This window comes from Paenibacillus sp. IHB B 3415 (assembly GCF_000802655.2).
Classification (GTDB): domain Bacteria; phylum Bacillota; class Bacilli; order Paenibacillales; family Paenibacillaceae; genus Paenibacillus_AQ; species Paenibacillus_AQ phytohabitans.
Window position 1 is genome coordinate 44,728 of record NZ_JUEI01000027.1, and the last position, 12,130, is coordinate 56,857.

The 12,130-nt window shown below is 52.7% G+C and carries 8 protein-coding genes and 1 riboswitch; of the genes, 3 read left to right on the plus strand and 5 right to left on the minus strand.

Translation table 11 applies throughout. From position 1 onward, the window contains the following. Nucleotides 1–128: 128 nt before the first annotated feature. Nucleotides 129–581, minus strand: a complete 453-nt coding sequence (locus QW71_RS14725) for a rhodanese-like domain-containing protein (protein ID WP_039299421.1) — start codon at nt 579–581, stop codon at nt 129–131. Between the two features lie 118 nt (nt 582–699). Between QW71_RS14725 and QW71_RS14730 the strand changes: the two genes are divergently transcribed. Continuing rightward, nucleotides 700–1,581, plus strand: coding sequence for a LysR family transcriptional regulator (locus QW71_RS14730; RefSeq protein WP_039299426.1), 882 nt, complete (start codon nt 700–702; stop codon nt 1,579–1,581). Nucleotides 1,582–1,712: 131 nt separating this feature from the next. On the opposite strand, the gene QW71_RS14735 is transcribed toward QW71_RS14730, so the two are convergent. Next, nucleotides 1,713–4,025, minus strand: coding sequence for a TPM domain-containing protein (locus QW71_RS14735; protein ID WP_039299428.1), 2,313 nt, complete (start codon nt 4,023–4,025; stop codon nt 1,713–1,715). A 228-nt stretch (nt 4,026–4,253) separates the two neighbouring features. Next, complete coding sequence (locus QW71_RS40940) at nt 4,254–4,397, minus strand: hypothetical protein (protein WP_171720322.1); 144 nt, start codon at nt 4,395–4,397, stop codon at nt 4,254–4,256. 294 nt (nt 4,398–4,691) lie between these two features. On the opposite strand from QW71_RS40940, the gene QW71_RS38030 reads away from it, so the two are divergent. Next, entirely contained in the window at nt 4,692–7,832 is a 3,141-nt protein-coding gene (locus QW71_RS38030) for an EAL domain-containing protein (RefSeq protein WP_052770040.1), read from the plus strand. A 127-nt stretch (nt 7,833–7,959) separates the two neighbouring features. Here QW71_RS38030 and QW71_RS14745 read toward each other — a convergent pair whose 3' ends face one another. Next, nucleotides 7,960–9,054 (minus strand): GGDEF domain-containing protein, encoded by a 1,095-nt coding sequence (locus QW71_RS14745; protein ID WP_039299430.1) that lies wholly within the window; start codon nt 9,052–9,054, stop codon nt 7,960–7,962. Between the two features lie 215 nt (nt 9,055–9,269). Next, nucleotides 9,270–9,369, plus strand: a riboswitch (purine riboswitch). Between the two features lie 123 nt (nt 9,370–9,492). Between QW71_RS14745 and QW71_RS14750 the strand changes: the two genes are divergently transcribed. Continuing rightward, the gene (locus QW71_RS14750; RefSeq protein WP_039299432.1) at nt 9,493–10,956 is read left to right on the plus strand and encodes an NAD(P)/FAD-dependent oxidoreductase; all 1,464 of its coding nucleotides are present in this window, start codon (nt 9,493–9,495) and stop codon (nt 10,954–10,956) included. Nucleotides 10,957–11,468: 512 nt separating this feature from the next. Here the strand turns inward: QW71_RS14750 and QW71_RS14755 are convergent. Next, nucleotides 11,469–12,047, minus strand: a complete 579-nt coding sequence (locus QW71_RS14755; protein ID WP_039299434.1) for a nucleotidyltransferase family protein — start codon at nt 12,045–12,047, stop codon at nt 11,469–11,471. Nucleotides 12,048–12,130: the final 83 nt, after the last annotated feature.

The window sequence follows — 12,130 nt, forward strand, 5'->3', positions numbered from 1 at the left end:
GATTGCTGCAGAAGGCCCATAGGAGACTTGTCTCCTATGGGGGCCTTCTTTGTTGCTAATTTCTTAATTTCATAAAATGATAAAAAGCTGCGTCTCTCATGGAAATATCCTTAGGGAAAGGCTCCGCACTATTGTGATCCGGCAGGCATGCTATAGTACAGCGGCGCTTCCTCCTGCAGGGTGCCCTCCAGTCTGCCCCCTTCCTTGCGCCAATACTCAATACCGCCAAGCATCTCCTTGACAAGGTAGCCCTGTGCAGCCAGTCTGGCTGCGGCTTTACTGGCTCCATTGCAGGCGGGTCCCCAGCAATACAGAATGAGTACATCATCTTTGGGCAGCTCCGGAGAAGTATGGTTTATCCGCCCGGAGGGCAGGGAGAGGGCTCCCGGCAGGTGAGCCTCTTCATATGAACGGGCATCGCGGACATCGACCAGCTGAAAGCCGGTGATCCCTTCACGCAGATCGTAAGCCACATCGGCCACATCGGTCTCGAATGCTGCTTTTGCCGTGAAATAGCGTACCGCATCTGCGGAGGCCGCTGCCGGAGCAGCCAGTACTTGAGATTTCGCCTGTAGTTTCATTGCAGAGTCCTCCTTGGTTAAATGGGTTGGATTTATTATATAAGAGAACTATAATTGGAGTTATCTATAGTCTGTGATACTAAATATCGAAAATATTGATAATTCAGGAGAACTGTGTATGGAATTAACCTATTTGCGGACCTTTTGTACAGTGGCGGACCACGGAAGTTATACCCGGGCGGCAGAAGTGCTGGGTTACGCACAATCGAGTGTGACGGCGCAGATTGCCAAGCTGGAGGAGCTGTACGGAGCCATTCTGCTGGAGCGTTCGGGCAGGGGGATGATTCCAACCTTCGCCGGCAGCAATCTGCTCCCGTATGCCCGGCAAATGCTGGTGCTGAGTGCGGAAGCTAAAGGGATAATCTCCGGCGGTGATCAGGGAGTGCTGAATATTGGAGCCATTGAGACGCTGGCCGCTTATTATCTGCCTCACCGGCTGCACCGGTACCGGGAGCAGCATCCCGGAATGCAGCTGCGGGTACAGCCCGGCTCTGAAGAAGATATCATCGCCGCAGTCAAAGATAAAACGGCCCATTTCGGTCTGATCTTCGATTTTCCGTATGCGTCGGGGGAACTGGTTACTCTGCCGCTGCGAGAGGAGCAGCTGTATGTGATCACCCATCCGGAGCATCCTATGGCAGCCGAAAAGGCGGTTACCCCGGAGCGTCTGGAGGGGGAACCGCTGGTGCTGACAGAGAGTACCTGTACTTACCGGAAGCAACTGCAGCATGTGCTCAGGGAATCCGGTATAACTGCGCGTGTAGATATGGAGTTTGGGAATCTCGAGGGGATCAAGCAGGCGGTGAAGCGCAGCTGGGGGACGGCCTTTCTGCCGCGGTATGCGGTGGAGGAGGAGCTGCGCACCGGTGCCTTAACCGGAATTCCCCTGGCCGGGCAGCTGGAGCCGTTCTATATTCAGCTTATCTACCGCAAGGAGCAGCGGCTATCCCCTGTATTCATGGAGTTCATTGCCCATATGCAGCTGCAGGAGCCTGTATAACACATCTTACATTCTCAGCATCAGCCACCCCCGAGACTTATACAGGTTCTTCAGAAAAAGACGGCTTCAGCCATAAACCCTGGCTGAAGCCCGTCTTAAATATGTCTATGCCGCTTCCGGCAATCCGCCGTCTACCACTTGGAGCCGCCGGAAGAATTCCTGCCGGACTTGCCGCCGCCCCAGGAAGAGCCGCCCGACGACCGGCCTCCGCCGCCCCAGGAGGAGCCGCCGGAGGAACGTCCGCCGCCGAATCCGCCTGAGGAGGGCGGCCCGGAGGACATCCGCTTGCGGGCCTGTTCTCTCCGCTGCTGTTCCCGCATCATTGCCAGGCGGGCCGCCCGCTCTGCCTCTTCCTTCTGGCGGACAAGCCGGTTCGCTTCCTCCACGAAGCTGGAAATCTGCGAAGCATAAGAACGTCCTGTACTCTCCAGTTCATCCAGATTGTATGGACGGGCGGACAGGCGCTGCTCCAGCTCGGCATATTCCGGCAGCAGGGACAGCTGGAAGCGGCTCTGTGCAGCAATACCTCTGCTATGCAGCAGACTCTGTGCCGCATCGACCCGGCTCTGTCCTTCCGTGAACAGCCTTCTCAGGCTGTCCAGACGTTCGTACAGAGAGCTCAGACTGCTGTCGATACTGCTGAATTTGCCCTCAGTCTCGTCCTGCAGCGTTAGCAGCCGGTCAAGTCCGCTGCGCGCATTCTCATATTCACCGCGTGCATCGCTGGTCCAGGTCTCAATCTGCGGCACTTCGCCTGCGCCTTGCCGCAGTGCGGCACCTGTCTCCTCAAGCGTCTTCTCCAGACTGTCCAGATGCTGGCGGGCGAACTGGTTCCCCGCCTCGGTGAGCTTGCCCTGCAGCTCATTGCGCCGCTGGGTCAAGCTGCCCCACTTGCTGCGCACCGTCTCCAGATCTGCGCGGTTGCTCTGCCGGATCATGGCCTGGCGCTCCGTCATGGCGACGGCTTCAGCCAGCAGCGCGTCCAGCGCGGCACCGATCCGCCGCACCTCATCCATGTCACCGCTGCGCAGCGGCGCCTCCAGGGACCCGGCGGCAGCCGAAGCCTGCTCCAGACTGTCATAGGGCTTAACCTTCATATTGTGCAGGGAGTTCTGCTCAATCAGTCCGGCAATGCGGCTGCGGGCAGCGGCCAGAACCCCGGGGAATGCCTTCAGCTTATCGTCAAAAGCATCTACATCCTGCAGGTCCCGCTCAATTTGCTCCTGGCGCTCCTGCGCCTCTTCTGTAATATCCTGTGCGGCAATCGGGTCAAACAGCTCCAGCTGGTCAGCTTTGGCGGTTTCTGCGGCCAGCTCCTCCAGGTCCTCGGCGATTTCCTGCAGCGGATAGCCGGTCGCTTGGGCCGCTTGCTGCAATTGTCCGTCAAGCTCTGGCGCATCCTGCTTCAATTCAGTGATCTGCTGCTTGACGTTCCGGTCGGCATCGCTGATGACAGCAATATTCTTCTCTTCCTCTTCAAGCGAGGTGCGGAAATTACTTTCCGTCTGCTGAAGCTGTTCTGTTGCAGCTTTGAGGGCGGACAGGCGGTAGAAGGGCGGCAGGGCGCCTTGCCCGCTTGTCTGCAGCGCTGAGATCTCGACCAGCTGCGAGGTCAGGCGCTTCGATATGCCCTCGACCAGTTCTCCGGTCTTGCCCTGCACGATTCCCTGGAAGGGCTGAAGGGATTCGAGAGCGCGATTCGCCCGTACCAGCAGGTCAGACAATAGTTCCTGCTGATTGGCAAGCCCGCTGCGGCGGCGCATTCCTGTAATCAGCACGTACAGCAGGAGCACCAGTAAGGCGGCCACGGCTACAATAGCGGCGAGCGATAAGAAGGAGAGTCCGCCCCTGCCGGTTTCGGCCGCCCCCGATCCGCTGCTTCCGGCTGTTCCGCCGCTGCCGCCTGATCCGCTACCCGCAGTACCACCTCCAGCAGTTCCTCCGGCAGCACTGCCCGGTCCGCTGCCGACGGCTTGCAGCTCCTTAATGACAGAGCTGATTCCTAAGGCGAAATCACCGTCTCTGGCATAAGGATTGAAGTAAGTCTCCAGCAGCTTAGTGATTGCCGCGCTTCCTGAAGCTCCGCCAAGGTTCTGCGACCAGGCATTGAGCGAGTTCTGCAGCTCCGGATTATCGAAGTTAATCTCCGTCTGCTGGTCTCCGTAAGCAATCAGAAGCAGGATATCCCGGGTCTTCAGCTTCCAGGTATCGTATACCTCCTCTGCATAACTGGCTGGATCCGCGCCGTCAAGAGAGTCTATTGTCAGGATATGGAGAGTATAGCGGTCCGTTGCGGCCATCCGGGTGATAGCTTCCGCTTCCTGGGCAGTAAGTAAGCCGGCTTCATCAGTAACAACTCCCTGCTGTACAGGAATATCCGCAGCATAGACGCCGGGGATCTGGAGCAAGGATAATAGTAAGACCAAGGCGAGGATTTTTCTCAAGTCTGCACACTCCGATCTATGGGCTGTTGTTCGTTATATTATGCTAATCATTATATCATTAAACATTCCGGAGACCTCAGATGCAGCCGTCCCGGAATTAGTCCCCGTATACCACAAAAAAAGCCGCATTCCCGTTAAGGAAATGCGGCCGTATACATTCTTCTATAACTAATAGCAATGGCGTCCTTGCCATAGACAGGGAGGCTTAGCTGTTGTGTGCGGAATAATCTACCGGGTTTGCAGACAGAGGATATACTGCAATCTGGACTTGATCTCTTTTTGCCATTTCATATCTCCGACTTTTACAGCAAGATTGAGCAGATCCAGGTAATCGTCAACCTGTAATGCGGTCCGGGTGGTGGCTGCGTTCATGGGTGTTCAGTCTCCTTTTAACTCAGATATAGTCAAGTAATGAATACTAGATATTCAATAATGATAATCATTATCAACCGTTATTGCTATTATCCACATTTTGCTCCCAAAAAGCAATACAAATATAAAGTTTCTTATTTTAAAATATAAGAATTTATAAATAAACGATTCTGCAGAATTTGCACATTTTATCAGAACTGAAGCATAACTAGCAGGAACCTTACCATTTTTTGTCGAATACAGCTTCATAATAAATGCGTTTAGCCGATTTTTATGGGACAAAGGAGAATTGCGATGAAGCGGTGTAAACTCTTGCTTCTAATTGGCATCGTGCTCATGATTACACCCCCCGCTGCCGCTCACGCCGAAAGACAGGATATTAAGTACCAGGCAGAACTGGAATATCCCCCTTACAAGTACATACAGAACGGATATCTGACAGGCTTTGATATTGATCTGACGAGTATGATTTTTGAGAAAAAGGATTATCTTATTCTATACAGCACCGGGGAATGGGAGAGTACATACAGCCTGCTGACTGAGGGCAAGATTGACACGACCGGCCTCATGGCCGTAACCGAGGAGAGAAAGCAGGATACCTTGTTCTCCAGACCTGTGCTAAGGAGCTACATTTCCGTCTATTCCCGCCAGGAGCTTAGTGAAGAAGTGAAGCTGAGCACGTTGAAAAATTACAAAATCGGTGTAGGCAAGGGACAGTATTCGGAAACTGTTCTGCAGAATAAGGTGGGAATCTCATCCACACAATACATAGAATATGCAACCGTACCTGAAGCAGTGGAGGCTCTGCGCAAGGGCGAGATTGATCTGCTGTTCGAGAATCAGGGGGTTGTGGATTATCTGATTGTTGAACAGGGGCTGACCGGAACGATTGTCCGCAAAATGAACAATCTTTATCCTCAGGATGTCGCTTATGGCATCAGCAAGACCAAGCCGGAGCTGGTGTCTTATGTGAATGCCAGACTTGAGCGGCTGGAACGCTCCGGGGCATTCGAAGAGCTGTATCAGCAATATTTTTTCGCTCACTCAGATTATCATCAGTCGATGATCCGTAACAGAATCATATCAGGAGTGGCCATAGGGGCTATCCTGCTGGTATTCGGCGCTGTGCTGCTCCGGATCTATATCCGGCGTCTGCGCCGGACAATTCACTCTGAACAGGAATTCTTCGAGGATGTGATCGAGAATACCGGGATGATCATATGGGCGGTTCATGGAGACAAGCGGAGCGTGCGCTTCAATCAATATGCCGAGAAAATGACCGGGCTTTCAGAGAAGGATGTGCTCGGCGTGAGTATCGATGACCTGCCTGGTCTTGAGGGCGGAGCGGCAGTGCTGCGGGATCTCCTTACCAAAGCGGTTTATCTCGATTATGTGACTAATGTGGAGCTGAAGCTTCCGGAGCATTCTCCGGCTGCGCATTATTTCTCCATCCGCACTACCCTGATCAAGGGGATGGATGATCAGGCGGAGGATATATTCGTCCTGGTCGGGCTTGATATCGATGAACGCAAACAGAACGAACTTAAGCTGCAGATGAGTTACGAGGAACTGGAATCTACCTATGAGGAGCTTGCGGCAACTGAAGTTGAGCTGCAGGACCAGTTCAACCGGCTGGGCGTCAGTGAACGGCGTTTCCGTCTGGCCTCCGAAGGCTCAGGTGCCTATATGTGGGAGCTCGACTGGGATAGCGGCTTCTACAAGCTCTCGGACCGCTGGTATGAGGTCATGGGCTACACCGAGGAAGAGATCAACGCCTTCGAAGGCGGCGTGCTCAGCATCATTCATCCGGATGATCAGGAATCTGCACGCAAAGCCAGACAGGAGCATCTTACCGGGCTGACTCCGATCTACGAAACCGAGTACCGGATGAAGACCAAAGATGACGTCTACGTCTGGTTTGAGGTTAGAGGGAAGGCGATTGTGGACCCGAGAGACCAAATCGTACTGTTCCTTGGCTCGCTGATTGATATCAGCAAGCGGAAGCAGGCGGAGTTCAATCTGAATAACAGCTATCAGGAGCTTGAAGCGACCTATGAGCAGCTTACGGCTACGCAGCAGGAGCTTGTAGGGCAATATGAGATGCTGCTGGAGAATCAGAAGAACATGCACCGCCTGGCTTATGTGGATTCGCTCAGCAATCTGCCGAACCGGATCTGTCTGCTGGAGACGATGGAGAATTATTTCCGCCGGCCGGGGGGGAGAGCAGCGCTGCTGTTCGTAGACACAGACAACTTCAAGTATATTAATGATACGCTAGGACATAAATCCGGCGACATTCTGATCCGCAAGGCCAGCGAGCGCCTGCAGTCGGTAGTCCGGGAAGGGGACATGCTCTCCCGGCTCGGCGGCGACGAATTTGTAGTGTTTCTCAAAGACATAGAGAGCCGCGTGGATGTGCTGAATCTGGCCGAGGACATTATGCGCTCCTTCCGCAAATCCTTCCTCATCGGCGAGAGCAACCTGTACGTCTCCTGCAGCATCGGGATCTCCTTCTACCCGGAAGACGGGGAGACAACAGAGGAGATTCTGAAGAATGCTGACGTAGCGATGTACCGGGCCAAAGAAGAAGGGAAAAGCACCTATATAGTTTATGATAAATCGATGCATACGGCATTTAATGAACGGATGAACATTGAGAAGCATCTGCGGAGTGCCATGAACAATAATGAATTTGAGCTGCATTATCAGCCGCAGGTGCAGATTGAGACCGGACTGATCTCGGGATTCGAGGCTTTGATCCGCTGGAACAGTCCGGTGCTCGGTTTTGTCTCCCCGCTCTCCTTCATCAAGATTGCCGAGGATTCCAGGCTGATTATTTATATCGGGGAATGGGTGCTGCGGGAAGCCTGCAAATTCATGAACAGCATCCACCAGCTTACCGGAATCTCTTATAAAATATCAGTGAATATATCCATTATTCAGCTGCTGCAGGATGATTTCGTGGAGATTGTGCTGGATAGTCTGGAAGAGAGCGGTCTTGAGCCGAGCAGTCTGGAGCTGGAGATTACGGAATCCATATTCATGGAATCGTTCGAGAGCACCGTCAGCAAGCTGGAATTCCTGAAGTCGCGCGGCATCCGGATTGCGCTGGATGATTTCGGGACGGGGTACTCCTCCTTAAGCTATCTTCAGCAGCTGCCGATCTCCACACTCAAAATGGACAAAATTTTCATTGATTCCCTTGCGGATAAAGCCTTTAGTGAGTCCTTCGTTCAGACGATCATTATTCTGGGCCATAAGATGGGCCTGGATGTTGTAGCCGAGGGTGTGGAGGATGCCAGCCAGCTGGCCTTTCTCAAGGAATCGAATTGTGACAAGGTTCAGGGCTACCTGATCAGCCGGCCGGTGCCGCAGCGCAAAGTAATTGAACTGCTCGTGCCGCAGAAGCGTTATGAAGTAGATCATCTGAATTAGAGCTATAGATTACATAGTAAAAGCGGGTCCCGGGCATGGATAATATGCCTGTGGACCCGCGGTCCCGGGCATGGATAATATGCCTGTGGACCCGCTTTTTTTGAAATATTAGAATGTATATTCGTAGCTAGAAGATGACGATTTTGTTCTTGCCTGTTTTTTTGGCTTCATACAGGGCATCGTCTGCCTGCTGAAAAGTGGAGCTCTTCGAATCGGTTCCATCATAATCATGCATGCCGATGCTAACAGTAACCGATTTATTCTCCATTTCACTAATGGGCAGGCCGGCAATTCCGGTTAGGATCTTGTCCATAATCCGCACGGAGTCCTCCAGCGGCTTGGCCGTCAGAATGATAACGAACTCTTCACCGCCGTACCGGGCTGCGAAGTCATCCGATCCGATATGCTGCAGCATGACTGCAGCTACCTGCTTCAGTACAATATCGCCAACCCAGTGGCCATACTGGTCATTTACTTTTTTGAAATTGTCGATATCCAGAACCGCCAGCTGCAGGGGAAAAGGATTGTTCTGCTGATGCTCAATCAGCCAGCCCAGATATTCATGAAAGGTCTTGTGATTGTACAAGTCGGTCAAGGGGTCAATCTTGGACAGCCTGTCCATAATAATATTCTGAATGCGCAGATCCTGCTCCGATTTCACCGAATTCTCCAGTGACTGCATTAGATCCCGTCCCCGTGCAATGACGCCGAACCCGGCCAGTGAAGTTCCTGCGAAGATAAGGGTGATAATAATGTTCTGGATGCGCAGGGTATAGTCATAGGTGGCTGTGTTGAGGAACAGCATAATGATATAGATCAGGCAAATAACCGAGGAAGCCTTCAGATAATTGTCCTTCAGATAGATCATGGATACCAGCAGCGGAAGCAGCATAATGAGCGGCTTCACATGAAACTCCGTGCTCAGATTCATGATCATCAGAACGCCGTATAGATGGCTTGCGACAATAATTGAGAACTCGGACATCAGCGGTTTCCATTTATGTACAACCTCAAGAATCAGAAGCAAGACGAGCAGTATGGAGTCGGGGATCGCTATGTGGTTAATGAAATATTGCCTGCCGGAGAGCTCAGGCCGGTGGCCCCACATGGATAAGGCAACAAATAGCTGGCTTGCCAGATAAACAAACAGGACCATCCAAAAAGTATTGAGGAGGACGCGGTTCCAGTACATTTGGCGAGGAGTTGGCGGTGGGATGTGCATAAGATGTTCCTCTTTTCCAGTGGCAATATACTTATATATTCGACAATTATCCCGATTTTCCTCCCTAATCCGATACTGTGATCATTGTTCGTGTTTTGGTGATTAACACTAGGTATTTATAGCTACTCATGCTGTTATAATGATGCAAACACGAATTATTAATGCGATATATCCTTGACACATTCGCATAATTTCTGTAGAATTCCAATTGGCTCACAATAATGAGCTAAGCTGTTCGTATATCCTCAATGATAAGGTTTGGGGGTTTCTACAGGGGACCGTAAATTCCTGGCTACGAATAGGGTGCATTTTGCATACCTATGAAGAGGGCGGGATTTTTGTGCTGTTTGCGTAAGTGAATTTATATTTATCGCAGAAACAGAGCAGCCCTTATCCACTGCGGGGCAGCCGTTTCATCCTGGGAGGAACAGAGAACCTATGAGTAAATATGATGTGATTGTTGTTGGAGCCGGTCCGGCCGGAATATTCGCCTGCTATGAACTGACACTTAAAGCACCGGAGCTGAAGATCCTGCTGGTGGACAAGGGCCATGATATCTACCGCCGGAATTGCCCGATTCTGGAGGAGAAAATCAAGCTCTGCCCTCCGGCTTCGGGCCGTAAGGAATTCGCCGGATGTCTGCCGGCCTGTTCGATTACTGCAGGCTTTGGCGGTGCAGGTGCGTACAGTGACGGCAAATTCAACATCACGACCGAGTTCGGCGGCTGGATGACCGATTATCTGCCTCCTTCCAGGGTGATGGAGCTGATTGAGTATGTTGACGGCATCAACCTGGAGCACGGGGCCACGCCGGTTATTACCGATCCGACTACCGAGAGCATCCGCGGGATTGAGCAGCGGGGGTATGCGGCAGGGCTTAAGCTGCTGCGTGCGCAGGTCCGCCACCTGGGAACAGAACAGAACCTGGAAATCCTGAAATCCATATACGAATATTTGAAGACGCGCATTGATATGCTGTACAAGACTGAGGTAGAAGATATTGTTACCGTCAAGGAGAACGGTGCACATCGCATTACGGGCATTACCTTGAAGAACGGTGAGAGCCATGAGGCGGATCAGATAATGATTGCTCCGGGACGTGACGGATCTGCCTGGCTGACTGCGGTGCTGAAGAAACGCCGGCTCAAAATGTATAATAACCAGGTGGATGTAGGGGTGCGCGTGGAAACCTCTGATGTGGTGATGCGTGAGATTAACGAGCATCTCTATGAGGGGAAATTCATCTTCAATACATCTGTGGGGACACGGGTCCGCACCTTCTGCAGCAACCCTTCAGGACATGTTGTCGTGGAGAATCACAGCGGAGTGATGGCAGCGAACGGACACTCCTACAAGGACCCGGCGCTTGGCTCCAAGAATACCAACTTTGCCCTCCTGGTCTCCCATACCTTCACCGAGCCGTTCGATAAGCCGAATGAATATGCCCGGGAAATCTGTAAGCGGGCCAATGATCTGTCCAGCGGCGGTGTGATCGTGCAGAAGTACGGCGATATCCTGCGCGGCCGCCGCTCCACGGAGACACGGATCAAGGAAGGGTTCCTTGAGCCCACGCTGAAGGAAGCGGTGCCTGGCGATCTGGGTCTGGTCCTGCCGTACATCACGATGAAGAGCCTGATTGAAATGATCGAGGCGCTGGAGAAGGTTACACCGGGTATTGCCTCCGAGCATACGCTGTTCTACGGAGTTGAGGCGAAGTTCTATTCTGCCCGGCCTAAGCTGACAGAGCAATTCGAGACCGAGATCTCCGGGCTCTACTGCGGCGGCGACGGTGCAGGCATTACCCGCGGCCTTGCACAGGCCGGAGCGGCCGGAGTATGGATCGCCCGGGGAATGATGGCTAAGATTAAACAAGCGGGCAACATGCAACCGGCAGTTCTGTAGAACCGCCCAGGTGGATGCCGGAAGGACAGCCTTACACGCAGAAGCTGCGGTGTACACGGGCTGTCCTTTTTTTGGAGGTTATATGTTGGGGTCTTAACCTCCCCGGCCTCTATATCCTTCCTAGCCTCTACCCATCTTACCCCTACCCTCCCGCAGCCAATGCTCCTTGTTTTCAATTGTTTTACCGGTTTGCCGAGTCTGGAGGATATGCGGGAGTGGGAAAAGTTGGAGCTAGTCCGCTTGAAAGGTAGGGGGAGCAGAAATAGATGGATTACCTCCACTTTCTTCCGTTCATTCGTAAGAAACGGTCAACTTAAGATACGTTTATCCACTTGTTGTGGCAGGCGTGGTGGGGATAGATCTGGCGGTGTAAACTAGAGTGTTTCGGCGGAAGAGCAGAGGAAGAATAATTGTACGAAGCAGGTAACATTGTCCTGTAAAAAAGAGCAGCAGGCTGCCCGGTCAGGGAGTACCTGCTGCTCTTTGCGGGTTGTACCGGGTCTCGGCCCGGACTAGGTAACGTCAGCGGGGAGGCTGCGCAGCCCGCTCCAGATGCTCTGCCAGTTCTTGCCTGCAATCCGCTTCTCATAAATAGGCAGCAGATGCGGATGGGCGGCGAAGTAAGGCGAGGGCCGCAATACCAGCTGAATAACATCCGAAATTCCATGAGGGGCGGCCAGAATTACTTCCCCATTCCCGTCCAGGGAGAGTCCAAGCGCCGTTGCCGTCTCGGGGAATTTGGACATGCCGTCTGTGGACGAGTGATAGGGCGGCAGGTTATTGACGGTATGCATCCTGGCCTGGTTCTTGACTGACCAGGGAATTCCGGGATACCGGCTCTTCAGCTGGGCTTCCCAGGATTTCTCCACTTCCTCCCGCAGGTCGCCGGGGTCATAATAGATCACATCAATATCCGCGAGCAGTGTTCTCTCCGTAAAACCATGCTGCACATCCCAGATCTTGGACCGCACAAATCCGGCGCAGACCCACCAGTCCGGCAATTGCAAAGTTCCGGCTGCCTTCAGAATATCCATCATCCAGGCATCTTCCCTCACCCGCCGGAGAATGTCTGCTTCACTGGTTATTATCATTGTATAATCTCTTCTTTCTCTGCTGAAATGAAGACAATAATCCATTATAGCCCGGATGGAGCGGAAAGTGAACGCTTCGCAGA